Origin of the sequence: Arthrobacter burdickii, from assembly GCF_030433645.1 — a bacterium.
GTDB lineage: Bacteria > Actinomycetota > Actinomycetes > Actinomycetales > Micrococcaceae > Arthrobacter_D > Arthrobacter_D burdickii.
The window spans coordinates 458,666-485,585 of record NZ_JAROCG010000001.1; the positions used below are offsets into that span (position 1 = coordinate 458,666).

27 protein-coding genes and 1 tRNA gene are annotated in these 26,920 nt (G+C 68.8%); 14 read left to right on the plus strand and 14 right to left on the minus strand.

Annotated elements, in window-relative coordinates; all coding sequences use genetic code 11:
* Window positions 1–4: 4 nt before the first annotated feature.
* Entirely contained in the window at window positions 5–1,144 is a 1,140-nt protein-coding gene (locus P5G52_RS02110) for a fatty acid desaturase family protein (RefSeq protein ID WP_301224332.1), read from the plus strand.
* 121 nt (window positions 1,145–1,265) lie between these two features.
* Here the strand turns inward: P5G52_RS02110 and P5G52_RS02115 are convergent, their stop codons facing one another.
* The gene (locus tag P5G52_RS02115) at window positions 1,266–1,763 is read right to left on the minus strand and encodes an SRPBCC family protein (RefSeq protein WP_301224333.1); all 498 of its coding nucleotides are present in this window, start codon (window positions 1,761–1,763) and stop codon (window positions 1,266–1,268) included.
* A 12-nt stretch (window positions 1,764–1,775) separates the two neighbouring features.
* On the minus strand, window positions 1,776–2,108 hold the full coding sequence (locus P5G52_RS02120) for an ArsR/SmtB family transcription factor (RefSeq protein WP_301224334.1): 333 nt from the start codon (window positions 2,106–2,108) through the stop codon (window positions 1,776–1,778).
* A gap of 177 nt (window positions 2,109–2,285) precedes the next feature.
* Between P5G52_RS02120 and pta the strand changes: the two genes are divergently transcribed.
* The 3 genes from pta (at window position 2,286) to P5G52_RS02135 (ending at window position 6,000) form a co-directional block, all read left to right on the plus strand.
* Window positions 2,286–4,364: a phosphate acetyltransferase gene (gene pta, locus P5G52_RS02125; RefSeq protein ID WP_301224335.1), complete on the plus strand. Its 2,079-nt coding sequence runs from the start codon at window positions 2,286–2,288 to the stop codon at window positions 4,362–4,364.
* A 51-nt stretch (window positions 4,365–4,415) separates the two neighbouring features.
* The gene (locus P5G52_RS02130; protein ID WP_301224336.1) at window positions 4,416–5,531 is read left to right on the plus strand and encodes an acetate/propionate family kinase; all 1,116 of its coding nucleotides are present in this window, start codon (window positions 4,416–4,418) and stop codon (window positions 5,529–5,531) included.
* Between the two features lie 130 nt (window positions 5,532–5,661).
* Window positions 5,662–6,000 carry a YnfA family protein gene (locus tag P5G52_RS02135; protein WP_301224337.1) on the plus strand — a complete coding sequence of 113 codons (339 nt, stop codon included), beginning with the start codon at window positions 5,662–5,664 and terminating at the stop codon, window positions 5,998–6,000.
* Between the two features lie 121 nt (window positions 6,001–6,121).
* Here the strand turns inward: P5G52_RS02135 and P5G52_RS02140 are convergent, their stop codons facing one another.
* Both P5G52_RS02140 and P5G52_RS02145 read right to left on the minus strand, forming a co-directional pair.
* Window positions 6,122–6,433 carry an AzlD domain-containing protein gene (locus P5G52_RS02140; RefSeq protein WP_301224338.1) on the minus strand — a complete coding sequence of 104 codons (312 nt, stop codon included), beginning with the start codon at window positions 6,431–6,433 and terminating at the stop codon, window positions 6,122–6,124.
* On the minus strand, window positions 6,430–7,170 hold the full coding sequence (locus P5G52_RS02145) for an AzlC family ABC transporter permease (RefSeq protein WP_301224339.1): 741 nt from the start codon (window positions 7,168–7,170) through the stop codon (window positions 6,430–6,432). The genes P5G52_RS02140 and P5G52_RS02145 overlap by 4 nt, the downstream gene beginning before the upstream one ends.
* 98 nt (window positions 7,171–7,268) lie before the next feature.
* Here P5G52_RS02145 and P5G52_RS02150 point away from each other — a divergent pair, with 98 nt between their 5' ends.
* Window positions 7,269–8,459, plus strand: a complete 1,191-nt coding sequence (locus P5G52_RS02150; protein WP_301224340.1) for a zinc-dependent alcohol dehydrogenase — start codon at window positions 7,269–7,271, stop codon at window positions 8,457–8,459.
* 39 nt (window positions 8,460–8,498) lie between these two features.
* On the opposite strand, the gene P5G52_RS02155 is transcribed toward P5G52_RS02150, so the two are convergent.
* Window positions 8,499–10,331, minus strand: a complete 1,833-nt coding sequence (locus P5G52_RS02155) for a glycoside hydrolase family 15 protein (RefSeq protein WP_301224341.1) — start codon at window positions 10,329–10,331, stop codon at window positions 8,499–8,501.
* 20 nt (window positions 10,332–10,351) lie between these two features.
* A complete protein-coding gene (locus P5G52_RS02160) occupies window positions 10,352–11,224 on the minus strand; it encodes a glycerophosphodiester phosphodiesterase (protein WP_301224342.1) in 873 nt (290 codons plus the stop codon).
* A 109-nt stretch (window positions 11,225–11,333) separates the two neighbouring features.
* On the opposite strand from P5G52_RS02160, the gene P5G52_RS02165 reads away from it, so the two are divergent.
* On the plus strand, window positions 11,334–12,593 hold the full coding sequence (locus P5G52_RS02165) for a DUF445 domain-containing protein (protein ID WP_301224343.1): 1,260 nt from the start codon (window positions 11,334–11,336) through the stop codon (window positions 12,591–12,593).
* Here the strand turns inward: P5G52_RS02165 and P5G52_RS02170 are convergent.
* Window positions 12,590–13,345: a hypothetical protein gene (locus P5G52_RS02170; RefSeq protein WP_301224344.1), complete on the minus strand. Its 756-nt coding sequence runs from the start codon at window positions 13,343–13,345 to the stop codon at window positions 12,590–12,592. The genes P5G52_RS02165 and P5G52_RS02170 overlap by 4 nt on opposite strands.
* A 229-nt stretch (window positions 13,346–13,574) precedes the next feature.
* The gene (locus P5G52_RS02175; protein ID WP_301224345.1) at window positions 13,575–13,844 is read right to left on the minus strand and encodes a GlsB/YeaQ/YmgE family stress response membrane protein; all 270 of its coding nucleotides are present in this window, start codon (window positions 13,842–13,844) and stop codon (window positions 13,575–13,577) included.
* Window positions 13,845–14,544: 700 nt separating this feature from the next.
* Here P5G52_RS02175 and P5G52_RS02180 point away from each other — a divergent pair.
* Genes P5G52_RS02180 through P5G52_RS02195 form a run of 4 tightly spaced genes read left to right on the plus strand, consistent with a single transcriptional unit; the run spans window position 14,545 to window position 18,771 of the window.
* The gene (locus P5G52_RS02180) at window positions 14,545–15,312 is read left to right on the plus strand and encodes a DeoR/GlpR family DNA-binding transcription regulator (RefSeq protein WP_301228598.1); all 768 of its coding nucleotides are present in this window, start codon (window positions 14,545–14,547) and stop codon (window positions 15,310–15,312) included.
* Complete coding sequence (locus P5G52_RS02185) at window positions 15,309–16,331, plus strand: 1-phosphofructokinase family hexose kinase (protein ID WP_301224346.1); 1,023 nt, start codon at window positions 15,309–15,311, stop codon at window positions 16,329–16,331. The genes P5G52_RS02180 and P5G52_RS02185 overlap by 4 nt, the downstream gene beginning before the upstream one ends.
* Window positions 16,331–18,439, plus strand: a complete 2,109-nt coding sequence (locus P5G52_RS02190) for a PTS fructose transporter subunit IIABC (protein WP_301224347.1) — start codon at window positions 16,331–16,333, stop codon at window positions 18,437–18,439. Before P5G52_RS02185 ends, P5G52_RS02190 begins: the two co-directional genes overlap by 1 nt.
* 53 nt (window positions 18,440–18,492) lie before the next feature.
* Window positions 18,493–18,771: an HPr family phosphocarrier protein gene (locus tag P5G52_RS02195; protein WP_301224348.1), complete on the plus strand. Its 279-nt coding sequence runs from the start codon at window positions 18,493–18,495 to the stop codon at window positions 18,769–18,771.
* Between the two features lie 268 nt (window positions 18,772–19,039).
* On the opposite strand, the gene P5G52_RS02200 is transcribed toward P5G52_RS02195, so the two are convergent.
* From P5G52_RS02200 to P5G52_RS02220, 5 genes are all read right to left on the minus strand, one after another.
* Window positions 19,040–19,762: a hypothetical protein gene (locus tag P5G52_RS02200; protein WP_301224349.1), complete on the minus strand. Its 723-nt coding sequence runs from the start codon at window positions 19,760–19,762 to the stop codon at window positions 19,040–19,042.
* The gene (locus P5G52_RS02205) at window positions 19,759–20,493 is read right to left on the minus strand and encodes a hypothetical protein (protein ID WP_301224350.1); all 735 of its coding nucleotides are present in this window, start codon (window positions 20,491–20,493) and stop codon (window positions 19,759–19,761) included. The genes P5G52_RS02200 and P5G52_RS02205 overlap by 4 nt, the downstream gene beginning before the upstream one ends.
* A 148-nt stretch (window positions 20,494–20,641) precedes the next feature.
* Window positions 20,642–20,875: a hypothetical protein gene (locus tag P5G52_RS02210; RefSeq protein ID WP_301224351.1), complete on the minus strand. Its 234-nt coding sequence runs from the start codon at window positions 20,873–20,875 to the stop codon at window positions 20,642–20,644.
* 252 nt (window positions 20,876–21,127) lie between these two features.
* Window positions 21,128–22,411: an endonuclease/exonuclease/phosphatase family protein gene (locus tag P5G52_RS02215; protein ID WP_301224352.1), complete on the minus strand. Its 1,284-nt coding sequence runs from the start codon at window positions 22,409–22,411 to the stop codon at window positions 21,128–21,130.
* 118 nt (window positions 22,412–22,529) lie between these two features.
* Window positions 22,530–23,159 carry a hypothetical protein gene (locus tag P5G52_RS02220; RefSeq protein ID WP_301224353.1) on the minus strand — a complete coding sequence of 210 codons (630 nt, stop codon included), beginning with the start codon at window positions 23,157–23,159 and terminating at the stop codon, window positions 22,530–22,532.
* Window positions 23,160–23,356: 197 nt separating this feature from the next.
* On the opposite strand from P5G52_RS02220, the gene P5G52_RS02225 reads away from it, so the two are divergent.
* Complete coding sequence (locus tag P5G52_RS02225; protein WP_301224354.1) at window positions 23,357–24,112, plus strand: ZIP family metal transporter; 756 nt, start codon at window positions 23,357–23,359, stop codon at window positions 24,110–24,112.
* Between the two features lie 48 nt (window positions 24,113–24,160).
* Here P5G52_RS02225 and P5G52_RS02230 read toward each other — a convergent pair.
* Window positions 24,161–24,234 (minus strand) — tRNA-Lys (locus tag P5G52_RS02230).
* Window positions 24,235–24,376: 142 nt separating this feature from the next.
* Between P5G52_RS02230 and P5G52_RS02235 the strand changes: the two genes are divergently transcribed.
* The 3 genes from P5G52_RS02235 to P5G52_RS02245 all read left to right on the plus strand — a co-directional run bounded on the left by P5G52_RS02235 (window position 24,377) and on the right by P5G52_RS02245 (window position 26,867).
* Window positions 24,377–25,024, plus strand: a complete 648-nt coding sequence (locus P5G52_RS02235; protein ID WP_301224355.1) for a hypothetical protein — start codon at window positions 24,377–24,379, stop codon at window positions 25,022–25,024.
* Window positions 25,025–25,238: 214 nt separating this feature from the next.
* The gene (locus tag P5G52_RS02240; RefSeq protein WP_301224356.1) at window positions 25,239–25,856 is read left to right on the plus strand and encodes a DUF47 domain-containing protein; all 618 of its coding nucleotides are present in this window, start codon (window positions 25,239–25,241) and stop codon (window positions 25,854–25,856) included.
* Window positions 25,857–26,867, plus strand: a complete 1,011-nt coding sequence (locus P5G52_RS02245) for an inorganic phosphate transporter (protein ID WP_301224357.1) — start codon at window positions 25,857–25,859, stop codon at window positions 26,865–26,867.
* Window positions 26,868–26,920 lie beyond the last annotated feature (53 nt).

Here is a 26,920-nt window from a genome sequence, read left to right on the forward strand (position 1 = left end):
CCCCATGACCACCACGCTGACCCGCCCGGGCGCCCTTGCGGCGTCGGGCCACCCCCTGGTCCGCCCCGACGCCGCCAAGCACCTGACGGACGAGCAGGTCGAGGAACTCGGCCGCGAGCTCGACGCCGTGCGTGACGAGATCCTCGCCAAGCGGGGGGCGACGGACGCCGCCTACATCCGCCGCGTCATCAAGGTTCAGCGCAGCCTCGAGTTCGCAGGCCGCGGCACCCTCCTCTTCAGCAAGTACAAGGCCGCCTGGGTCGCCGGCACGGCCATGCTGAGCGTCGCCAAGATCCTCGAGAACATGGAGATCGGCCACAACGTGCTCCACGGCCAGTGGGACTGGATGCGTGATCCGGACATCCACTCGACCACGTGGGAGTGGGACTTCGTCACGCCTGCCCGCTCCTGGCAGCACACGCACAACGACCTGCACCACCGCTGGACCAACGTCATCGGCAAGGACAGGGACGTCGGATACAACCTGCTCCGCATGGACCCCGACCAGCCGTGGCGCCCCTTCAACCTCGGCAACCCCCTGTACAACGCCATCCTGGCGCCGGTCTTCGAGTGGGGCATCGCCCTGTACGACCTCGAGATCCCCGAGTACAAGGAAGGCCTGAAGTCCAAGGAGGCCATGAACCGCGACCTCAAGGCCGTCGGCGTGAAGGTCATCAAGCAGTTCTCCAAAGACTACGCAGCCACCCCGGCCGTCGCCATGCTCACCGGCTCCGGAAAGCAGGCCCTCTACGGGACGCTCGCCGCGAACGCCATCCGCAACTTCTGGGCGCACGCCGTCATCTTCTGCGGCCACTTCCCCGAAGGCACGGACACGTTCACGGAGGAGGAGGTCGAGGGTGAAACCCGCGGCGACTGGTACGTCCGCCAGATGATCGGCTCCGCCAACATCTCGGGCTCGAAGTTCATGCACCTGATGACCGGCAACCTGTCCCACCAGATCGAGCACCACTGCTTCCCCGACCTGCCGTCCAACCGGTACGCCGAGGTCGCCGTCAAGGTCCGCGACATCTGCTCGCGCTACAACCTGCCCTACACCACCGGGCCCCTGCCGAAGCAGGTCGGCTCCACCTGGGCGAAGATCTTCAAGCTCGCCCTGCCCAACCGCAAGCCCAGGACCGCGTAAGGGCGTCGGCGCCTTCTACTCCGCCGACCCGACAGAAAGAACCGCCGAAAGCGCCCTTCGGCGGTTCTTTCTGCTCTCTCGGCGTCTCCGGGGAGGCGCTGTGCGGTTAGCCCTGCCGGGGTCAGACGGAGGCGTCCTCGGCGAGGAGCACGTCCACCTGCCCGAGGGCGAGCTTGAGGCCCTCCTCCATGCCCATCTCGACCATCTGGTTGAGCTGCTCGAGGGAGTCGAACGCGGTCGTCATCGTCATGCGCGTCCGGCCGCCGAGGTCCTCGAGGGTGACCACGGCGTGCGTCTCGCCCATCTCCGCCACCGGCTCGCCGTTCTCATCGGCGAACCCGTCGTCGAACGTCAGTCGGTGCGGTGCCTCGATGCCGGTGATGCGCCACCAGCCCCGCGCCTTCTCGCCGTCGGGCCCGGTCATGTAGTAGGCCGCCCGCCCGCCCGGGACGAACTCCAGGGAGTCGAAGGTCGCGGGCCACGTCGGCGGGCCCCACCACCGTTCGAGCTGCCGCGGATCCTCCCAGATCCGCCAGACGCGTTCCACACCCGCGTCGAACTCCGCGACGAGCCGGAAGTTGAGCGCCTCGGTGTCCTTCTCCGTACTGATGACCGCCATGATGATGCCTTCCTAGTCCTCATCCAGAATCTCTTCGATCCGTTCGACCCGCTGTCGCCAGATCCTTTCGTAGTCGTCGAGCAGGCGGCGGGCCCTTTGCACGCCGTCGACCTGTCCCCGCACGATCTGCTCCCGTCCGCGTTTCTCCTTGGTGACGAGGAAGGCCCGCTCGAGCACGGCTACGTGCTTCTGTACCGCTGCGAAACTCATGTCGTACTGCTCGGCCAGGCCGGATACCGAATACTCGGCGACCAGGACGCGCGCAACGATGTCCCGCCGTGTCGCGTCGGCGAGCGCCTGGAACAGGCGGTCCACCTCGTCCTCACCCAACTGATCTACAACCATGTTGTTGTACGTTACGCCTGGCGACTGCAGGGGTCAAGGGTCTCCGCCGAGACGACAGAAAGGACCACTCCCCACGCCCTCGACCGGCTATTTCTGTCTTTTCGACGGCGCTGAACCCTCCCCGAGGGCGTGACACCCGTTATGGCGGGGGTTCGGGGACCCTGCAAGACTGGGCCCATGACCCGCGGAATATATGTGAGCGCCATGACCAACGGCTCCGGCAAGTCCCTGATCTCCCTGGGGCTTGCGGACATGCTGCACCGGCACGCGGACCGCGTGGGGTTCTTCCGTCCCATCGTGGAGGGCGACGATCCCGGAGCGGATCCGATGGTGCGCCTCATGCAGCGCGCGTTCGACCTCCCGGACAGCCGTGCGCGCGGTGGCCTGACCCGCGCCGAGGCCCGGGCGCTGCTGGTCACCGGCGACCGCGCCGAGATCGACGCCCGCTGCGTCGCCATCTACAGCGAGATCGCCGCGGAGTGCGACGTCGTCATCGTCGAGGGGACGGACCTCTCCGGCAATGACGCCGCCGTCGAGTTCGACCTCAACGCGCGCCTCGCCAACAACCTCGGCGCCATGGTGCTCGCCGTCATCAGCGCCAAGGACATGTCGGTCGACGAGGCGGCGGACGGCGTCGACGTCGCACGCCGCGAACTCGACGCCGCCAAGGTGTCCCTCCTCGCGATCATGGTCAACCGGGCCGCCGACGACGCCGTCGCCGCCATCAGCGAGCATGTGCGGCCCGGCCGCTCCGGCCGCCCCGTCTACGTGATCCCCGAACTGGCCGAGATCTCCCAGCCCACCGTCTCCGAGGTGTCCACGGACCTGGGCGCCCGCCAGATCGCCGGCAACTCCAACCTGGAACGCGACGTCACCAGCGTGCGCGTGGCCGCCATGAACGTCGGCAACTTCCTGCACCTGCTCAGGGACGGTGCCCTGGTGATCGTGCCAGGAGACCGCGCCGATGTCCTCGTGGCGACGCTGGCGTCGTCGTTCTCCCCCGAATTCCCCGTGCCGTCGGCCCTCTTCCTGACCGGCGGCCTGGCACCGGACCCCAACATCCTCGCCCTCCTAGCGCAGGCGCCGTTCCCCGTCTTCGCGCTCGACGACGACACCTACACCGCCGCCCGGCGCGTGAGCGAGGTGCGGGGCGAGATCGCGAGCGGACTGCGCCGCAAGGCTGCGGCAGCCCTCGGCGCCTGGTCGCGGCAGGTGGACGAGAGCGAACTGCTGGAGCGGCTCGAACTCCCCCGGCCCGTCAGCATGACCCCGCTGCGCTTCCTGCACGAGCTGATCCAGCGCGCGCGGTCCGAGCGGCGGCACATCGTGCTTCCCGAGGGCGAGGACATCCGCGTCCTGAAGGCCGCCGAGATCCTGCACCGCCGCGATGTCTGCGACCTCACGATCCTCGGACCCGAGGCCCGGGTGCGGGAACTCGCGGCGAGCCAGGGCGTCGACCTGACCGGCATCACCCTGGTCGACCCCGCGACCTCCGAGCTGCGGGATGAATTCGCCGCGGAGTATGCACGCGTCCGGGCCCACAAGAACGTCTCCCTCGACCAGGCGCGCGAACGCATGCTGGAGGGGGCATATTTCGGGACGATGATGGTGCAGCTCGGGAAGCTGGACGGCATGGTGTCCGGTGCCGCCCACACAACGGCCAACACCATCCGGCCCGCGCTCGAATTCGTGAAGACCAAGGACGGCGTGAAGATCGTCTCCTCGGTGTTCCTCATGCTCCTGCAGGACCGCGTCCTCGTCTACGGGGACTGCGCGGTCAATCCCGACCCGAACGAGGAGCAGCTCGCCGACATCGCAGTTGCCTCGGCGGAGACCGCAGCCCAGTTCGGCGTCGAGCCCCGCGTCGCGATGCTCTCCTACTCCACGGGCGAATCCGGCAGCGGCGGAGCCGTGGACGAGGTGCGGCGCGCCACCGAACTCGTCCGGCAGAAGCGGCCCGACCTCGCGGTCGAGGGCCCCATCCAGTACGACGCCGCCGTGGACGCGTCGGTCGCCGCGTCGAAGCTTCCCGGGTCATCCGTGGCCGGCCAGGCGACGGTCTTCATCTTCCCGGACCTCAACACCGGCAACAACACCTACAAGGCGGTGCAGCAGTCCGCGGGCGCCGTCGCCGTCGGACCCGTCCTGCAGGGCCTCCGCAAGCCGGTCAACGACCTCTCCCGCGGCTGCACCGTGGAGGACATCGTCAACACCGTCGCCATCACCGCGGTCCAGGCCCAGCAGCAGCCGGCCTAGCTCCCCCGTCCACCCTCTTCCGCCCCCTCCGCCCTTCCAGGACAGGACCCCATGATCATCCTCGTCATCAATTCCGGCTCATCCTCGCTCAAGTACCAGGTACGCGAGGGCGACGACGTCCTGGCGGAGGGCCTCGTGGAGCGCATCGGCGAAGCCGAGGTGCCCGACCATGCGGCCGCCCTCGACCGGGTGGCCGGCGAGGTCGCCACGGCACTCGGCGGGCGGAGCATCGACGCCGTGGGCCATCGCGTGGTGCATGGCGGGGAGCGCTTCAGCGAACCGGTGCTGATCAACAACGAGATCACGCGCGCCATCGAGCGCCTCAACCCGCTCGCGCCCCTCCACAACCCCGCAGCGGTCACGGGCATCCGGGCCATCACTGAGAAGTGGCCGGACATGCCGCAGGTCGCCGTCTTCGACACGGCATTCCACCGCACCCTGCCCGAGCACGCATGGCGATACGCCGTACCGGACGAGCTGTACCGGCGATTCGGCATCCGGCGCTACGGATTCCACGGGACCTCGCACGCCTATGTGGCCCGCGCTGCAGCGGAACTCCTCGGCGCGGACACGTTCACGGGCATCATCGCGCACCTCGGCAACGGCGCTTCCGTGACGGCCGTGCGCGACGGCCGGAGCGTCGACACATCGATGGGCTTCACACCCCTCGAAGGACTCGTGATGGGCACGCGCTCCGGCGACATCGATCCGTCGATCCTGCTGTTCCTGATGCGGGAGGGGTACTCGGAGCAGGACCTCGACGCACTCCTCAACCGCAACAGCGGGCTGAAAGGCCTCTCGGGCACCAATGACATGCGCTCGGTGACCGAGGCCGCCGAATCCGGCGGGGACCGCGCGAAGCTCGCCATCGAGGTGGCCTCCTACCGCCTCGCGAAGTACGTCGGCGGGTACCACGTGGCCGTGGGCGGCGCGCAGGCACTCGTCTTCACCGCGGGGATCGGCGAGAACGCCGCAGCCTTCCGCAGCGCCGTCGTGGCGAAACTCGGCGCCCTCGGCCTCGAACTCGACGAGGAAAGGAACGGCGAACGCAGCAGGGAGGCCCGGGCTATCAGCACGCCGTCGTCGGCCTTCCCCGTCCTCGTCGTGCCGACCAACGAGGAGGCGGCCATCGCCGAGGCGACCGCCGGCGTCGTCGGGACGTCCTAGCGTCCCCGACCCGCCCGGGGAGGGCCTGGTCCGGCCCCAGCCCGGGCGTGATCACTGCCCGCCCGATCCGCCGCCGGCCGCGTCCTGCCAGCGAGTGCCTGCCACTGTGCCCCTCCGGCAGACTGGAGCCATGACGATCCTGCGCATGACCCTCCTGTTCGCGCTGGCTGCGGCGGCCGAGATCGGAGGCGCCTGGCTCATCTGGCAGGCCGTCCGCGAAGGGAGGCCGTGGTGGTGGGCCGGTCTCGGCATCGTGGCGCTCGGGGCGTACGGTTTCGTGGCGACGCTGCAGCCGGACCCGAACTTCGGGCGGATCCTCGCTGCCTACGGCGGCGTCTTCGTGGCCGGATCGTTGGCGTGGGGCATGCTTGCCGACGGATTCCGGCCCGACCGCTGGGACCTCGTCGGCTCGGCCGTCTGCCTGGTGGGCGTCGCCCTGATCATGTTCATCCCGCGCTCGACGGCCTGATCCGATCCGGCTCCAAACGCACCGGCGCCCGCCCGTCGAGAGAAGCGCGTGCAGGGAAATCAGAAGACCAGCGGCACCATCATCACGACCTGCTTGCTATCGATGCAAGGGTAGATCGGCCCTACGCCGCGCCGAGCAATCGCGCGAGCCCGGCCGCAAGGGCGCCGATCGCGACCACCAGGAGGAACGGCGCCCGCAGCCAGAGCGCGACGGCGGCCGCGGCGAGGGCCGCCAGCCGTGCGTCGAGCACGACCGACTGACCGGACGCGAATGTGTTCACGGCGGTCAGCGCGGCGAGCAGGCCGATCGTCAGGGACCCGGCCACCCTGAGCATCCTCGGATTGTCGAGCAGCTTCGCGGGCACCAGGAAACCGAGGAACTTGGTGGCGATGGATACCGCGCACGCCAGCAGGATCCACCCCCAGAGCGTCACGCGGCCCCCTTGGTCCCGGTGTGCCCGGTCTCAGCATGGTACGGCTCCACGTCGGGCTCGAGGCCCTCCGTGGCGGGGCCGAAGCCTGCGAGTCCGAGGGCGGCCGCCACGACGGCGGCGATGAGGATCGGGACACCCGGCGGCACGAGGGGAACCGCCAGCAGTGTCACCACGGCGCAGACGACGGCGATGGCCGCCGGCTCCTTCGCCCGGATCCGGGGCCAGAGCAGACCGAGGAACGCAGCGACCGCCGCGCCGTCGAGCCCCCACCGCGCCGGATCGCCCATGGCGTTGCCCGCGAGCGCGCCGACGAGCGTGAAGAGGTTCCACAGCACGAACACGCCGATGCCGGCGGCCCAGAAGCCCCGGCGCTGCTCGTCCGGATCGGTCTGGCCCGTGGCGGTGGCCACGGACTCGTCGATGGTGAGATGCGCCGTCGCCAGTTTCCGCCAGCGCGAGGGACGCAGCAGCACGTTGACCTGCATCCCGTACACGCCGTTTCGGATCCCGAGCAGGGCCGCCGCGGACATCGCCGAGATCCCGCTGCCCCCACCGGCGATCACGCCGATGAACGCGAACTGGGAACCACCACTGAAGAGCAGCAGGCTCAGCGCCAGAGTCTGCAGGAGGTCGAGCCCGGCGGCGACGGACAGCGCACCGAAGGACAGCCCGTACAGCCCGGTGGCGATTGCAACGGACAGGGCGACGCGCACTGCGGGGGATTGGGTGAGAACCACTCCTCAAGGCTAGGTGACCCGGCACCCCGCTTCCCATTCGTGGCGAACGGGTGAATAGTAGGAAAGGAAAGCCTACTTACTAAACGGAGGAGCGCCGCATGAAGGCAGTGACATGGCAGGGCAAGCGCAACGTCAGCGTGGAGAATGTCCCCGATCCCACGATCCAGGAACCGACGGACGCGATCGTCCGCATCACCTCGACCGCGATCTGCGGTTCGGACCTGCACCTCTACGAGGTCCTCGGCCCGTACATGCACAAGGGCGACGTGCTCGGGCACGAGCCGATGGGCATCGTCGAGGAGGTCGGGCCCGGGGTCACCAACCTCAAGGTCGGCGACCGCGTCGTCGTGCCGTTCAACATCTCCTGCGGCTACTGCTACATGTGCACGCGGGGCCTGCAGTCGCAGTGCGAGACCACGCAGGTCCACGACAAGGGCTCGGGAGCGGCCCTGTTCGGGTTCTCCGAACTGTACGGGTCCGTCCCCGGCGGACAGGCGGAGTACCTGCGGGTGCCCTTCGCCGACTACGGCCCTGTCAAGGTCGGGTCGGAGCTGCCCGACGAGCGCTACCTCTACCTCTCGGACATCCTGCCCACGGCCTGGCAGGGTGTGAAGTACGCGGATGTCCCCCAGGACGGCGTCCTGGCGGTGTACGGCCTCGGCCCGGTGGGGCAGTTCGCCGCCCGCATCGGCAAGTACCTCGGTCACCGCGTGATCGGTATCGAACCGGTACCCGAGCGTCGCGCCATGGCCAAGCGCCACGGGATCGAGACCATCGATTTCACGAAGGACACGGCGGAGGAACTGCGCAGCATGACCAACGGTCGCGGACCCGACGCGGTCGTGGACGCCGTGGGAATGGAAGCACACGGCTCACCGGTCGGCGCCTTCGCCCAGAACGCCGTCGGCTTCCTCCCCGACAAGCTTGCACAGAAGGTCATGGAATCCGGGGGCAGTGACCGCGTGGCCGTCCTGCACTCGGCGATCGACGCAGTCCGGCGCGGTGGCACCGTGTCCCTCAGTGGCGTCTATGGCGGTAGCGTCACGCCCATGCCGATGCTCAGCATGTTCGACAAGCAGATCCAGTTCCGCATGGGCCAGTGCAACGTGCGCCGCTGGACGGACGAGCTCCTGCCCATCGTCGAGGAGCCCTCGGACCCGCTGGGCGTCACCGACCTCATGACGCACGAGGTCTCGATCGACGAGGCACCGGCCGCCTACAGGAACTTCCAGAAGAAGACGGACGGCGCCATCAAGGTGGTTCTCAAGCCGCAGGGCGTCGCGGTCTGAGCCCCGAACGACGACGAACCACGAGTCGATGGCCCCGGACTACTCCCGAGCCATCGACTCGTGGGACCCCGCTTTGCCGCGGGCCATCTGCAGGGCGTCGGCCGCCCGGACGAGGGCCAGGTGTGAGAACGCCTGCGGGAAGTTCCCCGCCATGCGACCGGCGACGGCGTCGTACTCCTCGGACAGGAGGCCGAGTTCGTTGGAGTAACCCACGAGCTGATCCATGAGCCGCCCCGCGTCGTCCAGCCGGCCGCTGTGCGCATACTGCTCGACGAGCCAGAAGGAACACGCGAGGAAGGGGTGCTCCCCCGGCTCCAGTCCGTCGTCGGAACTGTCCGTCCGGTAACGCAGCAGCAGTCCCTGCTCGGTCAGCAGGTCCTGCTCCAGGCGCTCCACGGTCCCGAGCATCATCGGATCGTCGAATTCGACGAATCCCACCTGGGGCAGCTGCAGCAGGGCGGCATCGACCTCCGTGCCCCCGTAGGACTGGGTGAACGAGTTCAGTTCCCTGTTGAAGCCGTGCTCGAGGATCTCCGCGCGCAGCCCGTCCCGGATCTTCGTCCACCGGTCCAGGGGCCCCGTCAGCCCGTGATCACGCACGGCGCGCACGGCGCAGTCGAACGCAGCCCACATCATCACGCGGGAGTGCGTGAAGTACTGCTGCTCGCCACGCATCTCCCAGATGCCCTGGTCGCGGTCCTGCAGGTGGTTCTCGGCGAAGCCCAGCAGGGCACGTTGCAGCGGCCAGGAGAAGTTGTCCTCCGTGACGCCGTGGCCGCGGAGCTTCTCGAGCGCCACCATCACCTCGCCGACCACGTCAGCCTGGTACTGGTCTACAGCGCCGTTACCCACCCGCACGGGGACCGAGTCCGCATACCCCGGCAGGTGGGGGAGCTCCCGCTCCGGCAGGTGCCGCTCCCCGGCCAGCCCGTACATGATCTGCAGGTCCTCCGGATCTCCCGCCACAGCCCTCAGCAACCAGTTGCGCCACCTCAGGGCCTCGTCCTCGAAGCCGTGCGTCATCATGGCCTCCAGGGTCAGGGCGGCATCCCGCAGCCAGCAGAAGCGGTAGTCCCAGTTGCGGGCGCCGCCGAACTGCTCGGGCAGCGACGTGGTGGGAGCTGCGACTATGCCGCCTGTGTCCTCGTGGGTGAGCGCGCGCAGGACGAGCAGCGAGCGCCGCACGGCGTCGGCGTACTCGCCCTCGATCAGGCAACTGGCAGCCCAGGCCCGCCAGTAGCTGATCGCCCCGTCGAGGGCGTCGTCGACGTCCTGGGCCGGCGGCTTCCCCCGGTGGGACGGGTACCAGACGAGTTCCAGGTCGACGACGTCGCCTCCGGACACCTCGAACGTCCCCTCATGGCGGTGGTTGGCGGCCTTCAGCCGGGGGCCGCGGAGCAGCAGCGCATCCGGTCCCGCGATGGCCAGCAGCACCGGGACGCCGTCCTCCAGGCCCTGGCTGACCCACGGGACGATGTCGCCGTAGCCGAAGCGGATCTCGAGTTCCTGGCGCATGGTGACCCTGCCCCGCAGCCCCTGGATGCGCCGTACGACGTTGGCCCTGCGGTCCGTGACCGGCATGAAGTCGGTGACCAGCACCTCTCCCTCCGCGGTCCTCCAGTGCGTCTGGAGGACGAAGGTCGAGGAGATGTAGCTCCGATCGACGATCTCGGCGTCGTCCGACGACGGGGCGACGAGCCACCGGCCGTGGTCCGGGGTTCCGAGCAACGCGCCGAACACCGATGCCGAGTCGAACCGAGGGAAGCAGAGCCAGTCCACGCTGCCTCGCCGGGAGATGAGCGCGCCGGTATGGAGGTCGGAGACGAGCGCGTAATCCTCGATCGGCGATTGCATTTTCCCACTCAACCACAACGACCGGCGTGCACGTGCGGTTACTCGCCGTTGCTCTCGAAGGCCGCCCGGATCCTGGCCGGATAGTCCGTTGTCAGCTCCTGCACACCGAGTTCCGCGAGGAACAGGGCGTCCTCCACCTTGTTGACCGTCCATGCCCTCACACGCACGCCCTCCTGGATCCAGCGCCGCACCCGGTGGGGGTGTTTGCGGATGTACTTCACTCCCGGTCCGGCCATGCCGACCTCCTGGTGGTTGACGAGCTGCTCGCCCTCCTTCAAGGCCCTCCGCATGAGGGTGATGAGGGCGCCCTCGAGGATCGCGCCGAAGTGCAGCGCGTCGCGCACCTCCTTCGGCTGGACGTCCGAGACGAGTTGGCACAGCAGATGGTGCGGCACCGACTCCGCGAGTTGCCGCATGGAATCGGGATTGAAGCTCATGAAGCTGACCTCGATACTGCCCAGCATCGACGACTCCGGGTTCCAGCCCTCATCCATGAGAAAGGCGATCAGGGCCTCCTCCAGGCGCAGGCCGAAGGGGCTGGGGTGCTTCAACTCGACGGCGAGCCGGATCGGCCGGCCCGCCCGGCGCAGGAGGAGCAGCAGGTCGGCGAAGGAGAGGAACTGGTCCGACACGTCCCCGTACTCCGACGGGAGGCCGATGCCCTTCCAGGACGACACGTCGAGCTGCCGCAGTTCGGCCAGCGTCAGGTCGGCGACGTCACCCGAACCGTTGGTGGTGCGGTCCAGGGTGGTGTCGTGGATGCAGACAAGCTGGCCGTCGCGGCTCAGGTGCACGTCGCACTCCACGCCGTCGGCGCCGTCGGCGAGCGCCTGCAGATAGGCCGCCCGTGTGTGCTCGGCATAGGTCCCGCTGCTGCCTCGATGAGCGAAGATCAGAGGAGGCACGGGCATCCCTTCGGGTCGTCGGTGGTGTCCCTATCACGGTACGTGAGAGCGTGAGCCGCGCACCATCGACGCCCCGGCCGCCGGTGCAGGGCGGAGCCTCGATAGACTCGGGTGGATGAATGTTCAGATGACCAGCCCCGACGCGGAGCGGGCGGCCGCCCTCCGTCGCATGAAGCTGCTGGCGACCGGGCTGCTGGCGGTGCTGGCCGTCATTTTCGTGGTGGCCTTCGCCCTGCAGGACGCCTATCCCTGGCTCCAGTACGTCCGGGCTGCGGCCGAAGGCGGGATGGTCGGCGCCCTGGCCGACTGGTTCGCTGTGACGGCCCTGTTCAAGCACCCCATGGGCCTGAAGATCCCGCACACGGCGATCATCCCGCGCAAGAAGGACCAGATCGGAGAGTCCCTCGGCCAGTTCGTCGAGGAGAACTTCCTGTCCGAGGACGTGGTGCGCGCCAAGCTGGATTCCGTGCGGATCGCGCAGAAGGCGGGCGCCTGGCTGGAGAAGCCCGAGAGTGCGGACCGCGTCGCCGTGGAGGGCGCCGCGCTGATCCGGGGCATGTTCACCGTCCTGAACGACGACGCCGTGCAGGGCGTGATCGAGTCCATGGTCCGCAAGCACCTGCTCGATCCGCCGTGGGGTCCGCCCATCGGCGGCATCGCGGAGCGCATCTTCGCGGAGGGCCACCACCACCGCCTCGTGGACCTGCTCGTGGACCGCGCGGGTGACTGGGTCGATGCGAACTACGCCGTGGTCACCAGGGTCGTCGCGCAGCGCTCGCCCACCTGGGTCCCCCGGCTCGTGGACGGCGTCGTCGGCGACCGGGTGCACGCCGAGCTCTCGAAGTTCATCCGGGCCGTGCAGGACGATCCGAAGCACGACGTCCGTCTCGCCATCGACCGGTACCTCCGCGACCTGGCACAGGATCTCCAGCACAAGCCGGAGACCATCGCGAAGGCCGAGGAGATCAAGGGGCAGCTGCTCGACGATCCCCGCGTGCGCGACCTCACGGCCCGCACCTGGGCCACGATCAAGACGGCCCTCCTCGAGGCGGTCAATGACCCGCAGAGCGAGCTGACCTCGAACTTCAAGGCTGCCGTGCGCGACTTCGGCTCCCGCCTGACGAGTGACGCGGAACTCGCCGGCAAGGTGAACCGCTGGATCGCCGACGGCGCCTCCTACGCGGTCCGCACCTACCGCAGCGAGATCGCAGGCGTCATCTCCGAGACGGTGGGCCGCTGGGACGCGGAGGAGACCTCGCGGAAGATCGAACTGCAGGTCGGCAAGGACCTCCAGTTCATCCGGATCAACGGCACGGTGGTCGGCTCACTGGCCGGCCTGCTCATCTTCGCCGTCGCCCACGCGATCTTCGGTTAGGCCCGCTTCTCGCCGTTTCCCGGCTTCGGAAGCTGCAGTTCGTCGGCCAGTTCGCCGGGGATCGTGTGGGGCAACGGCCCGAACGCCTCGTGGGTGGTGCGGATGACCGCCTTGCCCATGAGGTGGTTGCCGGTTCCGCCGACGATCGCTCCGGCTCCGAAGGGCAGTGCCCGTCCGAGCATGAAGCCACCCTGCCGAGCGAGGAACTTCTTGAGGAAGCGCCGCTGGATCGATTTGGTGAGGGATTTGACGAGCGAGTTCGGTGCCGACTTGCTGACCATCTGGCCCCAGTACTGCGGAGCGCCCTGGCCGGCGGAGGCACCGAGGATGGACCGGATGAGCGCCGTCCCCTCCTCCCCCATGAGGATCGCCATCACCATGGCCCGCGAGCGCTCCGGGTCCTCGGTGTTGATGCCGTGCAGTTCAGCGACGGACTCTGCGTACAGGGCCGTCGCCTCGAGGAATCCGATGGTCGCGGCGGCCGAGAGCCCCAGGGAGGCGATCGTGCCTACGGCCGGCACGGCGGCGGTAGCTCCGACAGCAGCTCCGGCGGCCGTCGTCGCCCGCAGGTAGTCGCGCTCCAGGAACCGCGCCAGTTCGGCCGGAGACGCTTCCGGGTGCCGCCGCCGGAGCCGGTTCAGGTTCGAGAGGATGAGGGGTCTCTGGATGTCGAGGGCCCGTTCGATACCCCGGAGGATCCCGGGCTTCGGGTTGCCGTCCTTGTCGAACAGCGTCCCGTTCGCAGCCTTCACGGCTGGATTCTCCTTGTTTCGGCCAAACATCATGGTCCTTCCGCGGCTGGATCGTGTGCCGTCTGGATCGAGTCTAGGTGGGGCGCAAGCCCGTCGGTCAGGTTCTCCTGCTGGCGCGAATGCTGGTGTGAACACGGTCCTGCAGGGCCGAGAACAGCCGAAGGGCGCCACCGGGATCCGGTGGCGCCCTTCGGCAGCTGTTCCCCCAAGGTTCAGCGGGTACCGCTGGTTAGACGCGCGAGCCGCGACGACCGGCGATGGCGCCGTAGATGACGAGCACGATCAGGGCGCCGATGACGGCGAAGAGGATGGACATCAGCGAGAACGTACCGCCCAGGTCGACGCCGAGGAGGCTTCCACCGATCCAGCCGCCGAGGAATGCGCCGACGACGCCGAGGATCAGGGTGATGATGATGCCACCGCCCTGCTTACCGGGCAGGATCAGCTTCGCAAGGGCGCCTGCGATGAGGCCGAGGATAAGAAAACCGATGAAACTCATAAGATGCTCCTTGAGTGATGTTCAGCCGCCCGTCCGGAGACGGGCCACTGGCGAATGTTCCAATGCACCGGAGTGCAGCTTTTACCGACTGTACTTCATCAGCATGCTTAGGGTGCAATCCTAACACCACGCTAACCCTGCTTATCAAGTCCTTCGGGTGAATCTTTGCCGAACCGATGCCGGGCGCGCGCTGCAGGGCGCGTGATGTCGACGACGCGGCAAAAACGCAGGATCGCGGGGATTCTGAAGCCGCGCGGCCTGCAGGAGCGACCGGCAGCCGGCAGTCGCAGCTGCACCCGGCGGAGAATTAGTCCGAGCCGGATACACCGACTAATCGCCCGGAATTCGCTCAATAGGAATCGTTTCACCGATTTCCTAATTGCACTCGTGCAATTCCCGCTTTCCCCTTTTCCGCCGGTCGGACGTGCAGGTGCCGTTTGGGCGCCCCTTGAGCCGCCTCCTCCTCCCTGGTGCCCGGAGCGCCCCCTCGTGGCGCTCCTACTCCCTGGCGCCCGGCGCGCCCCGACGGGCAGGCGGACCAGAAGCTCCTGCCTCGCCCCCGCGTCGCTCCATCTGTGTTTGCTTTTGTCCAGCATGGAAAACCCTTGACCGAGGGGCGAAAGCGGAGATAGAGTCACCGAAACAAAGACAAAACCACATGCTGCGGGATCCGTCCCCAGCTGAAGACAACGGGGTCCTCATGTTCGCGGAAGAGCGCTATCGCCAGATCAGCCACCTGGTCTCCGCCGACGGCCGCGTCACGGTAGCGGGCCTGTCATCACGCTTCGGCATCACGAAGGAAACGGTCCGCCGGGACCTCGCCCTCCTCGAGAACGACGGCGTGCTCCGCCGCGTCCATGGAGGCGCCATCGCCGGAAGCGGCGCGACGACGAACGAACCGAGCCTGACCAGCCGGTCCTCCCAGCACTCCCCCGAGAAGAAGCGCATTGCACAGGCCGCCTTGGCTATGACACCCGTGTCCGGCGCCGTCGTGCTCGATGCCGGCAGCACCACGGGAGCGCTCGCCGCGGTGCTGGCCGAGGAGACCCGGCCCGAGCTCGCCGTGGTCACCAACTCCGTCTCGATCGCGGCCCTCGTCTCCGGCGCCGGCGGAAGTGTCGAACTCGTGGGTGGCCGCGTACGGGCGCTGACCAGCGCGGCGGTCGGCAGCAGCACCGTGGCGCACTTCTCGCGCCTCCGTGCCGACATCGCCTTCGTCGGAGCGAACGGTATCGCCGCCGGTTTCGGCCTGAGCACCCCCGATGTCGACGAGGCCGCCGTGAAGACCGCGATCGTCCGCTCGGCCCGGCGCGTGGTGCTCCTTGCCGACTCGTCGAAGTTCAGCGAGGAAACCCTGATCAGCTTCGCCAACCTGGAGGATATCGATGCACTCATCACCGACCGCGCACCCCGGGGCTCCCTGGCGGATGCACTCTCCGATGCCGACGTGGAGGTGATCGTCGCGTGATCCTGACCCTCACAGCGAATCCGAGCATCGACCGCACGGTCGAGATCACCGCCCCCCTCACCCGCGGCGCGGTCCAGCGCGCGACCCACGTGGTGCAGGAGGCAGGCGGGAAGGGCGTCGACGTCAGCCGAGCCCTGGCCATGTCGGGCATCCGGACCCTCGCCATCCTTCCGGGCGACGACGACGACGCCGTGCTCGCGGGACTGCGCAGCGTCTCCGTCCCGTTCCACAACCTGCCCATCGGTGCGGGCCTGCGGACCAACACGGCGATCACCGAACCCGACGGCACGACGACGAAGATCAACGAACCCGGCCCCGAACTCTCCCCCGCCCAGCTCGAGGAGCTGCTCGCCGTCGTCGTCGCCGAGAGTGACGGCGCCGAGTGGCTGGTCCTCGCCGGGTCCCTTCCACCGGGCGTACCCCCGACCTTCTACACGAGGGTCACGGCCGCGGTCCGCGAAGCCTACGGATCGTCCGCGCCCCTGGTCGCCATCGACTCCTCGGGAGAACCGCTCACCGAGGCCGCTGCCGGCGTTCCGGCGCCGGACCTGCTCAAGCCCAATGCCGAGGAGCTCAGCGAGCTCACCGGCATCGGCACGGGGGACGAGCTCGAGCAGGATCATGAATTGGCCGCGAAGGCCTGCGCGGTGCTCATCGCCGCGGGGGTGGGAGCGGTACTGGCGACCCTTGGATCCAAGGGCGCCCTGCTCGTGACGGACGCGGGGGCATGGCACGCCGTGCACCCGCCCGTCATCGCGCGTTCCACCGTCGGTGCGGGAGACTCCGCCCTGGCCGGTTACCTGCTGGCGCACAGCGCAGGCGAACTCCCGGAGAACTGCCTGCGCCAGGCCGTTGCCCACGGATCGGCGGCCGCCGCCCTTCCCGGTTCCACCGTTCCATCGCTCGACCAAACAACGCCGGCCGCCGTCGCGGTCACTCCCCTCATGGTCACGCTGCCCGTGATCGAACCAAGCGCAACCGGGTCCACCGCAGGGCCCCTCGCACAGGAGGAATTCTGATGTCCGATCTCATCACCCCGGAGCTCGTCACTCTGGACAAGGACCTGGGGACCGAGCGTTCCTCGGTGATCCGCTACCTCGCGGAGCAGGTCGCCGCGCAGGGCCGCTCCACGGAAGTCGACGGCCTCTACGCCGACGCACTCGCCCGGGAGCAGAAGACCTCCACCGGCGTTCCCGGTGGCATCGCCATCCCGCACTGCCGATCCAAGGCCGTCACGGTCGCGACCCTCGCCATGGCGCGCCTGTCACCGCCCGTGGACTTCGGCGCCAAGGACGGTGCGGCGGACCTCGTCTTCTTCATCGCCGCTCCGGACGGCGCCGACCAGGAGCACCTCAAGCTGCTGTCGAAGCTCGCCCGTTCACTCATCAAGAAGGACTTCACCGCCTCGCTGCGTGCCGCGCAGACACCGGCCGACGTCGTCGCGCTCGTCAACGGCGCCCTCGGCCTCGGTGAAGCCCCCGCAGGAACCGCGGGCGCCGGAGCCCACGCCGCCGGTGCAGCCGGGTCCGCCGAGCAATCCTCCGGCGCCGGCGCCCGGGCCAGCGAGGCCGCGGCGACACTGGGCACCTCGGGAACCGACACCACGGGACCGGCACTGGACGGCGGACGCGCCACGGACACGAAGGTACGCCGCCTCGTCGCCGTGACCGCCTGCCCCACCGGCATCGCGCACACTTACATGGCCGCCGACTCACTCGTCGCAGCCGCCAAGGAGCGCGGCGTCGACCTCCAGGTCGAGACCCAGGGTTCGTCCGGGGCCACTCCCCTGGACCCCTCCGTGATCGCGTCCGCCGACGCCGTCATCTTCGCCGTCGACGTCGACGTCCGTGACAAGCACCGCTTCGCCGGGCTCCCCGTCATCAGTGCGCCCGTCAAGCGCGGCATCGACGAACCGGGCGAGATGGTCGAGGAAGCCCTCGCCGCCGCGCAGAACCCGAACGCCCGCAGGGTCTCCGGGACCGGCAGTGACCAGACCGACGACGACGGCGGCCGGGACAGCATCGGCGGGACGCTCAAGCGGGCACTGCTCACCGGCGTCAGCTACATGATCCCCTTCGTCGCCGGCGGCGGACTCCTGATCGCACTCGGCTTCCTGCTCGGCGGCTACCTGATCACCGAGACAGCCGACACCGTCGTCCTCGAGAACAGCCTGGCGAACCTGCCCGCGGGGGGCCTGGGCGAATACCTCGGGGCGGTCGCCTTCAAGATCGGCCAGCTCTCCCTCGGATTCCTGGTTCCCGCCCTCGCCGGCTACATCGCCTACGCCCTCGCCGACAGGCCGGGCATCGCCCCCGGTTTCGTCGCCGGTGCCGTCGCCGGTTTCATGGGAGCCGGCTTCCTCGGCGGCATCGTCGGCGGCCTGCTCGCCGGCTACGTCGCCATGTCGATCGGGCGCCTCTCGGTGCCACGCTGGCTGCGCAGCCTCATGCCGGTCGTGATCATCCCGCTCGTGGCGTCCATCGTGGCCTCGGGCCTGATGTTCCTCCTGCTCGGCGGACCGATCGCTGCGATCACCACCGGACTCAACAGCTGGCTCTCCGGCCTCACGGGTACCGCGGCGGTCGGCCTCGGCGTCATCCTCGGGCTCATGATGGCCGTCGACCTGGGCGGTCCCGTCAACAAGGTCGCCTACTCCTTCGCGGTCGCCGGACTCGGTGCCGGATCCGTGGACAACCAGGCTCCCTGGCAGATCATGGCAGCCGTCATGGCGGCCGGAATGGTGCCGCCCCTGGCCATGGCGCTCGCCACGGCCCTCGACCGCCGGCGCTTCAGCCTGGCGGAACGCGAGAACGGCAAGGCAGCCTGGCTGCTCGGAGCGGCCTTCATCTCGGAAGGCGCCATCCCCTTCGCGGCAGCTGATCCCCTGCGCGTCATCCCGGCGTCGCTGCTTGGTTCCGCCGTCACCGGGGCGATCGTCATGGGCACCGGCGTCACATCGCAGGCACCGCACGGAGGCCTCTTCGTCTTCTTCGCCATCGGTAACTTCCTGATGTTCCTCGTCGCGGTAATCGTGGGCATGGTCATCTCGGCCCTCGCGGTGATCGCCCTCAAGCGCTACGCCTCGAGCAAGAAGAACACCGTCGCCGCCCAGCCGGTTGCAGCCTGACCCTCGCGTCCGGTTGGCTGTACGGGGAACCCATCCACGAAAAGGAGCACATCATGGCAGAACGCAAGGCAACCGTGGCGAGTCGCGTCGGACTCCACGCCCGCCCGGCCTCGATCTTCGCAGAAGCGGCAGGTGACCTGCCGTTCGAGGTCACCATCGCCATGGACGGCGAACCCGCCGAGGAAGCCATGGACGCCTCGAGCATCCTCTCGCTGATGAGCCTCGGAGCATCGCACGGTGACATCATCGTCCTGCGCGCCGAGGCCGACGGCGCAGAGGACGCGCTGGAGAGCCTGGCGCGGATCATCGAGACGGATCACGACGCCGAGTAGCACCAACCACAAAGGGCACCATCCGCCGTCGATACCTGGCGGATGGTGCCCTTTCGCGTCCCCAGCGCTGCCAAGCAGGCGGGTCCACCCGTTCTAATGGACACACCTGCCTGCCGAATAACGATCCGCTGCCCCCCCACGGACAGCGGCAGTTACATAATCATTATTTTTGCACATCGACATGAAAACGTGAATCCCTCTGAGGACACAATCGGGTTTCTTTTGCCCGCTAGACCCACATCCTTATGGGGAACCGGTTGCAGTGGTCCTAGGCGAGCTTGTTGGAACGCGCGCGGCGTCTCCTGCTGCGGACATGGCTCAGCCAGATCAGGCCAAGCCCCACCACCGTCAGCAGGATCGCCGAGAACGGCAGGACGATATCCAAGGCCCCGAGCCGGATCGGGGTCAGCCTCAGCAGCACGAAGACCACAACGAGGGAGAATCCACCCGCCAGGAACGCGCAGGCGACCCGGTGGATGAGCCGGGCGTGCTGATCCAGGACCGACGCCGTCGCGGGCGCCACCAGGCACGCGGCGACGTATCCCGGATAGAGCCGTCCCAGGGCGGCGTACTGCTGCACCGTGTCCTGATCCATGAAGTTCCGCAGGCCGGTCGAGCTGCCGGGCAGTTCACTGGCGACGAAGAAGTACAGCGTCGCCGCGACAGTCAGGCCGAGGATGGCGAGACCGAACGGACCGACGACCAGGCGCCGGGCGAGCGGCGAATCGAACGCCGCGGCCATCCTGGCGCCGAGGAGCACGAAGACCGCGTACAGGGCCAGCCGGAGCAGGAGGTTCGCAATGTTGACCCCGCCCAGGAGGCCGTCCACTGCCGTATAGATCGGAGCGACCGACAGGCCGACGGCGACCGTCAGGAGCACCAGGGCGGTGAACACCGTCCGTCCGCGCCCCCTGCGCACCTCGGGCACCCGTACGGCCGCCCCCACGACGCAGAGGCAGAGGGCGGCCCACTGAATGGTCGTCGCGGTCATCCCAGGTTCTCCCATAATGCGCGGTCCTTGCCGTCGTCGAGCTCCGTCCGCCGGATCTGCTTGCCGAGGACGTCGAGCCGGTCGCGCGCGAGGAAGACGAGGTCGAGGTCGGACAGGGCGTGCAGGGCACGGGAGCGGCCGCCCTCCGGCCAGCCACCCTCCTCGGGGGTGAGCAGCCCGGTCACCACCAGCCCACTGGTCAGCGAGACTCCGGCGATCCGTGCGGCCTGGACAGCGATCGCGGGGGCGAGCCGGCCGGCGGTGAGCTGGGCCGAGAGGTTCTGCCGGGCCACGCCGGTGCTCGCTGCCAGTTGCTGGCGGAGGTCACCGGGGTCGATGGCCTCGATCCACGCACGGACCGAGTTGTGATGGGGGAAGGGCGCGAGGTCGAGGTGCAGATCCGTTCCCGCCTCCTCCCTGTCCTCGCTGCGTGCCACCAGCAGCCGCAGGATGTCGATGTGCGAGACCTGGCTGACCAGCTCCGCGTCCGTGGGCGGTCGGATCCCCGCGGGCAGGTCCTCGTACCCCTGGTACACGGCGAGCGCGTCGACGGGGGGGATGCCGTATCCGCGGGCGATGGCGACGACGGTCTGCACCGACACTTTGCCCCGGACGAGCTGCTGCGCAAGGGTGGACCGCTTGATGCCGGCGACCCTGCAGACATCGGACACGGTGTCCTGCGGAGCGACCTGGGAACGCCACAGCTGGAATGCTTTGGCTGTGACGGACATCGTCACCTTTCGATTGGACTTTTCGGGCTGTTGTCGAAGTATACTGAGATCGCTGGCTCCGATTTCTGCGATTCCCCCATACGCAGAACTCGGAGCCAGCTCCACTTTAACGGCCGTTCACCACCCTGCGGTGGGCGGCGCGGTGTGCCTACCAGCGCACCTTCTTCTCCTGCTTGCCCTGCTTGCTGCTCTCATGGGCCGCCTTGGCGTGGCCTCCGCCGGGTGCCGCCGCCGGATTCCCGGCCTGGTTCTTCTTCGCGAGTGCGAGTTTCGCGCGCGGGTCGTCCTGCAGTTTCCGGGACGCGGGGCCCTTGGCCGGGGTCGCCTCCCCGTCGGCGGAAGCGTCGGCTCTGGACGGATCGTTCTGGGGTGTGCTGGTCATGGTGTTCCTTTCGGGAGGGGCCGCCACGCGGGTCGGAACAGGACAGTCCGGTGCGCCGGGGGGGTGCGGAGGACTGCGAGGACCGGAGTAACCGAGGAGGCGCGCTTGGAGCGGTGTCATCGACAAGTGGCGCTGGGCCGGCAGAAGCCGGCGCGATTACTGGGAAGGGATCGTCTCCATGCGTTGGACCGTACACCCGGCCGCCGTGCGGCGACAAGGTCCGCCGTTGCCGTCGCTACACGCACGCCGCGGCTAGCGCAGCCTGACGCCGTTCACGGTGACGTCCACGTGGACCAGCCGGTGGTCGCTCGTGGGGAACGGGAAGATGCCCGTCAGTTCGGAGCCGGGCATGCCGGCCCGCGGCCAGAACACGCCTGACGCGGAGACCTGCAGGTTGCGTGACGGCAGCACGTAGTCGGCGCGGATGTTGCCCGCGTTCCGGTCCTCGAAGTCGGCGGTGTCGAACTGCGGATCACTGCGGTGCTCCGCGTTGGCGCCACCCTGGAGCGCCGATGCTTCGGTTGCACCGCTCGAGGACGGCAGCGGATCCTGGATCAGCCTGTTGCCCAGCAACTGTCCGATCGCACCGCCCCGCGCATCGCCGTCCAGGGGGTCGCTGTTCTGGTCACCGAGCACGACGAACCGCTCTCCACGCCTGAGTCCACCCGCGGCGCCGTCGTCGTCGTGGATGTAGGACGCGTTGGGCCCGCCGGTCACGTAGTCGGACCAGAACCGGATCTCGTCGCTGTTCCGCCTGCCGTTGCGATCCTCCTCGCCGTCGAAGACGGGAGGAGTGGGGTGGCTCGCCAGGACGTGGATGGCCTTGCCGCCGACGCTCACCGGGATGTCCCAGTGGGACTTGCTGGAGAGGGGCAGGACGGCGAGCTCGTCGGAGGAGTACCAGTCGGCCGGCGCCTCCGTGGCGGGGTTGTCCGGGAGCAGGGCGCCAGGCATGTCCTTCCAGAGGAAGTTCCGGAACGTCCGGACCGCCCCCGTCTGGATGGGGTACTTCGAGTAGACCACCATGCCGTACTGCCCCTCGAAGGTGCCGAAGCCGAGGGCGTCGCCGGCACCGCCCACCGTGCCGTCGTTGTCGAGGTCGTAGCCGCTCGGGGCGCCCGTGTTGGAGGGGGCGGTGTAGACGTAGGGATAGTCCAGCGCCGCCTTGCCGTTCTGGCTGACGCGGAGGTAGTTCTGGTCGAACAGGTCGGCCGCCCTGGTGCCCGGGTCGTAGTCGAACTCGTTGAGGAGGACGACGTCGGGCCGGGTCACCTGCAGGACCTCGGCGATGGCGCGGGCCTGGGCGTTCGCCGGGGTACTCAGGTCCCGTACCAGATCGCCGGGGGCTGACCGGTTGAGGCTTGCGTTGTAGGTGGCGAAGCGGACGTTCTGCCTGTTCCCCTGGTCTCGAACCGGGACGATGGTCCGGGTGTCGTCCGCAGGACCTGCGAGGGCAGCCGGCGCGGTACCGATGAGCAAGGAAGCGAGCAGGGATGCGGCCAGGAGGCCTGCCGAGCAGCGCGCCGGTAGTCGCATTGTTCCCTTCCTCGGATCACGGGGCCGGCAAGCGGCGGTCAGACAGCAGGAGTAGTTCGCTCTGGAAACTTAATCCTAAGGGCGGGGATCGCTTCAGGGCGGGCTGGAGTGTAACGATTCAAAGTCGACTCGGGACAGTCCGATGGCGTCCGAGGGGGTGCGCGCCGATGTCCTGCTCGGCGAGGGCAAGAGCGCGCTCGAGGCTGCCTACGGCATCCGCGTAGCCCCGCATCTCCCGGGGATCCGCCTGGGGATCCGCTGTCGAGCCGGGCCCCGCGTCCCGTTTCGCGCCGGCTGCCCGCAGCGCATGGATGACCGACCTCGCCGCGGGGTGGGTGGGATCGTGCATGCCCGGGTAGCGGATCGCCTTGGCGGGATCGACGTCGTACTCCGCCCAGCGTCGGACTACCGCGTCGTGGCGCCGGCACAGGTGCTCCCAGGCGGTCGCACGCGCCGACTCCCGGGCCGCACGCGCCCTTCGCTCGTGGCGCCCCCTGGCCCAGGTGGCGGCCGCCAGCGGGGAGGCGATCCCGACTCCCACCGCCATCACCGCTCCCGGCCCGCCCAGGGCCCCGGCCACGACCCCCGCTCCCAGGACGACGAGGATCCCGCCGAAAGCGGTCCAGAAGTAGTCGTCGGCCCCTCCATTGCGACGGGAGACGGCATCGATCCGCCAGCCGGTCAGGGCAGCGGCTCCGGCCATGACGGCGCATGCGGCCAGGCTTCCGGCCAGGGCAGCGGCGTCCATGGATCTCCCTCCGCTCGGGGCATCGTCGCGCCCGCAGTTCTCCAGTTCCTGGTACCAGTGCAGACGAGGGACGACGGCGAGTCAATCCCCCCCGGCCCGGAACTTCCGCTGCCGGCATCCAGCCTTCCTGTGGCAGGCTTGGCGGAGTTTTTGTCGTCGTCGTCCCAAGAAGTCGTCCCGAGAAGGAGCAAGATCCCGTGCCGCTGTGGCTGCAAGCATTCCTGTGGGGAGCGATCGCCGGAGGAGCGCTGCTCGTCGGCTCGGCGATCGCATGGAAGTGGAAGGTGCCACCGCACATCGTGGCCTTCGTGATGGCCTTCGGAGCAGGCGTCCTGATCTCGGCCCTCGCGTTCGAGCTCGTCGCCGAGGCGCAGGAGGCGGGCGGGCTCCTGCCCACGGCACTGGGGTTCCTCGCCGGAGCGGTCACCTACGTCGGCGCGAACGCCCTCCTCGCCCGGCAGGGCGCCCAGCACCGCAAGCGCTCGGGCGGCCAGCAGCCCTCGGAGGAGGAGGATGCCGGCAGCGGCAACGCGATCGCGCTCGGGGCGCTTCTCGACGGCATCCCGGAGTCCGTGGTCCTCGGTCTGGGGCTCGTGGCAGGCGGCGCCGTGAATCCTGCCGTCCTCGTCGCGATCTTCATCTCGAATGTCCCCGAGGGCCTCTCGAGCACCGCCGGCATGAGGAACGCAGGACGCAGTTCGCGCTATGTCTTCGGGCTGTGGGGCGGGATCGCGCTGGTCTCCGGCCTCGCGGCGCTCGCCGGGTACTCGCTCCTGGCGGGCGCCTCCGGGGTGACGGTCGCCTTCATCACCGCCATCGCCGCCGGGGCGATCCTCGCGATGGTGGCCGACACCATGATCCCCGAAGCCTTCGAGCGCCAGCACATGCTCACGGGACTCATCGCCGCGCTCGGCTTCCTCACCGCGTTCGTGGTCCATGAGGTGTCCGGCTAGGACGAAGAAGACCCCGGGACCGACGTCCCGGGGTCTTCTTCCTACAGGTGGGCCCTGTGGGGCTCGAACCCACGACCCACGGATTAAAAGTCCGTTGCTCTAGCCAACTGAGCTAAGGGCCCACACCACCGGCCGCGCCCGACGCATCCGAAGACCGCCGTCGCGGTGCGATGACCCGCTTACTTTATCGCAATCACTCCTGCTCCGGAGACAGCGCAGCGCCGCGGCGTACGGCCCGAAATCCCGCAGGAGTATCCTCGTTCCATGGACGGCGAATATACGAACAACAGCCCGCGGCCCCACAAGCCGAAGCCATTCGCTCCCGCGGATTTCGAGGTTTTCGCGGGTGGAGTCGATCCGTCGCGGGTCTCCGAGGCCGCCCACATGGCTGCGCACGCCCTGGTGCACCACGGGCGCGGCGCCGACGATCCGGACGTGACGCGCCGCCTCGTGGAACTCGCCGACCAGCAGGGCCTCGAAGCCATCGCCGAGATGTGGGCCGAGAGCCCTGCCCGGTCCCTGCCCGGCGCCCTGTGGCGACTGTACGCGCTGCGGGCGGCCACCCAGCAGAACCCGGAGCGCATCGCCTCCTACTTCGCCTCCGGCAAGGAAGTGGCTCAGGTGTCGAAGGTCGTCGCCGGCGTCGCCGAGCCGCCGGGAGCAGTGGAGATGGCCACGATGGCCGACACCATCCTGTCCGGTGCCTTCGAGGGGGACTTCGACGTCGCCCTCGAACGCTTCGCCGCGTTCTGCCGCGTCGTCGCCCTGGGCCAGGCCAACCACGCCGACGACGCCGAACTGGCCAACGGCCCGCACGCCTCCAAGCTGACCCGCAATTCGCATCAGCTCATCAAGACCGCGGAGGACCTCGAACACGCCGCGGAATCCTGGCGGCGCGGAGAGCTCGACTGAACCGCCCGCTGGGGCCGATGTTGACAGCGGCTCCGGGGAGGGCAAGACTTAATACGGCGTCGGACCGTGGAACCCCCGGGCTTCAACACTCAGCCGCTTCGAGCGGCCTTCCGCCGAGAGGCGCTCCCGGTTCGACGCCACTACTATGCCCACCGGCAAACAGTGCGGCCTCTGTTCGGCCGCCGGTCCCTTCATATCCTCCGAGGAAGACTCCGTGAAACTACGCCTCTTCCCGCAGGAGACCGCTGGGCTCGAACTGCTCTCCCGCATGGCCCGGCAGCTCGTGCTCGGCGTCGGGACGATGTCCGCGATCCTCGGGGCGTCCACCGAGGAGTACGACCGCCTCTCCGAGGAACTGCACCAGCACGAATCGGTGTCGACGGACCTGCACTTCGCACTCCTGACGTCCATGCGGACCTCCTTCATCAACCCGCTCCCGCGCGAGGACCTCTACGTGCTGTCCCGGCTGCTCAACGAGGCGATCGAGAAGCTCGACGGCGCCGGGGAGCTCATCGCCCTCTATAGGCTGAGCAAGCTGAGCCAGCGGGCGGCCGACCAGCTCGAGGTCATCAACCGGCAGGCCGAGCTGACCGCCGTCGCCATGCAGCGGCTGACGTCGATGGAGGACCTCGAGGAGTACTGGATCGAGATCCTGCGCCTGGCACGGCGTGCCGAGCGCACGCACCGCAGCTGGTGCGCCGAACTCCTGAACGACCACAAGCCCCTCGTCTACGCGCGGCACCGCGACGTGGCGAACCAGCTCGTCGACGTCACCAAGGACATCAGGAGGGTTGCCACCCAGGTGGGCAGCATCCTCGTCAAGGAATCGTAGGTGGAGCCCCTCCTCCTCGGTATGGTGGTCGTCATCGCCGGTGGCTTCGCCTTCCTCAACGGCTTCCACGACGTCTCGAACTCCGTGGCCACAGCGGTGCGGACGCGGGCGCTGACGCCGACCATCGCCGTCCTGCTCGCCGCGCTGTTCAACCTCGTAGGCGCGCTGCTCAGCACGTCGCTGGCGCTCTTCTTCACCGATGCCGCGATCGGCCTCCCACCGGGGTCGACGGGGCTGGGGATCCTCATCGCCGCACTGCTCTCCGCCTGCCTCTGGAGCCTCATCACCTGGTACCGCGGCAAGCCGTCGTCGTCGACCCATGCGCTGCTGGGCGGGATCATCGGGGCCGGCGCGGCCTCGCAGCTGACCAACGGCCCTGCGATGAGCGGCGCGGGGGAAACCCTCCTGCTGCAGATCGTGCTGCCGCTCGTGCTCTCGCCGGTCGTCGCCTACCTCCTGGCGTACGCCGCGGTGTTCCCCGCGACCTGGCTGCTGCGCCACGGCTCGCCGTCGAGGGTCAACCGGGGGAACCGCATGGCGCAGTCGGTGCTGGCGGGTGCCTTCGCCCTCGGCCACGGGCTCCAGGACGGCCAGCGGACCATGGCGGTCATCCTGCTCGCCCTCGTCAGTTCGGGCTACGCGGCGGGGTCCGACATACCCCTCTGGGTCCAGGTGTTCGCCGCTGTCCTGCTGGCCACCGGATCCCTGTTCGGCGGCTGGCGCATCACGCACACACTCGGCAACCGGCTGGTGCACATCGACCCCCTGCGCGGCATGACCGCCCAGGGCGTGAGCTCGGTGATGCTGTTCGTCGGTGCCATCTCCCTGCACTTCCCGCTGTCGAGCACCCACACCATGGCGTCCGCGATCGTCGGGGCCGGGGCCAACCAGCGGTTCGCCTCCGTCCAGCGGCCGCGGGTGGCGCGCATTCTCGCCGTCTGGCTCGGCACCGCGCCGCTGACCGCGCTGGTGGGAGCCGTCTTCTTCCTGGCGCTGAGCCCGCTGCTGTAACCGTCGGGGCCTGGTTGCCTTTCGTCCGGGGTGCCGCCGCGCCGGGTGCCCAG

Bases quoted from the DNA above. Each gene is read 5' to 3' on its own strand.
- P5G52_RS02110 (WP_301224332.1), top strand. From the start codon at position 5: ATGACCACCACGCTGACCCGCCCGGGCGCCCTTGCGGCGTCGGGCCAC.
- P5G52_RS02115 (WP_301224333.1), bottom strand. From the start codon at position 1,763: ATGGCGGTCATCAGTACGGAGAAGGACACCGAGGCGCTCAACTTCCGG.
- P5G52_RS02120 (WP_301224334.1), bottom strand. From the start codon at position 2,108: ATGGTTGTAGATCAGTTGGGTGAGGACGAGGTGGACCGCCTGTTCCAG.
- pta (WP_301224335.1), top strand. From the start codon at position 2,286: ATGACCCGCGGAATATATGTGAGCGCCATGACCAACGGCTCCGGCAAG.
- P5G52_RS02130 (WP_301224336.1), top strand. From the start codon at position 4,416: ATGATCATCCTCGTCATCAATTCCGGCTCATCCTCGCTCAAGTACCAG.
- P5G52_RS02135 (WP_301224337.1), top strand. From the start codon at position 5,662: ATGACGATCCTGCGCATGACCCTCCTGTTCGCGCTGGCTGCGGCGGCC.
- P5G52_RS02150 (WP_301224340.1), top strand. From the start codon at position 7,269: ATGAAGGCAGTGACATGGCAGGGCAAGCGCAACGTCAGCGTGGAGAAT.
- P5G52_RS02160 (WP_301224342.1), bottom strand. From the start codon at position 11,224: ATGCCCGTGCCTCCTCTGATCTTCGCTCATCGAGGCAGCAGCGGGACC.
- P5G52_RS02165 (WP_301224343.1), top strand. From the start codon at position 11,334: ATGAATGTTCAGATGACCAGCCCCGACGCGGAGCGGGCGGCCGCCCTC.
- P5G52_RS02175 (WP_301224345.1), bottom strand. From the start codon at position 13,844: ATGAGTTTCATCGGTTTTCTTATCCTCGGCCTCATCGCAGGCGCCCTT.
- P5G52_RS02180 (WP_301228598.1), top strand. From the start codon at position 14,545: ATGTTCGCGGAAGAGCGCTATCGCCAGATCAGCCACCTGGTCTCCGCC.
- P5G52_RS02190 (WP_301224347.1), top strand. From the start codon at position 16,331: ATGTCCGATCTCATCACCCCGGAGCTCGTCACTCTGGACAAGGACCTG.
- P5G52_RS02195 (WP_301224348.1), top strand. From the start codon at position 18,493: ATGGCAGAACGCAAGGCAACCGTGGCGAGTCGCGTCGGACTCCACGCC.
- P5G52_RS02200 (WP_301224349.1), bottom strand. From the start codon at position 19,762: ATGACCGCGACGACCATTCAGTGGGCCGCCCTCTGCCTCTGCGTCGTG.
- P5G52_RS02205 (WP_301224350.1), bottom strand. From the start codon at position 20,493: ATGTCCGTCACAGCCAAAGCATTCCAGCTGTGGCGTTCCCAGGTCGCT.
- P5G52_RS02210 (WP_301224351.1), bottom strand. From the start codon at position 20,875: ATGACCAGCACACCCCAGAACGATCCGTCCAGAGCCGACGCTTCCGCC.
- P5G52_RS02215 (WP_301224352.1), bottom strand. From the start codon at position 22,411: ATGCGACTACCGGCGCGCTGCTCGGCAGGCCTCCTGGCCGCATCCCTG.
- P5G52_RS02220 (WP_301224353.1), bottom strand. From the start codon at position 23,159: ATGGACGCCGCTGCCCTGGCCGGAAGCCTGGCCGCATGCGCCGTCATG.
- P5G52_RS02235 (WP_301224355.1), top strand. From the start codon at position 24,377: ATGGACGGCGAATATACGAACAACAGCCCGCGGCCCCACAAGCCGAAG.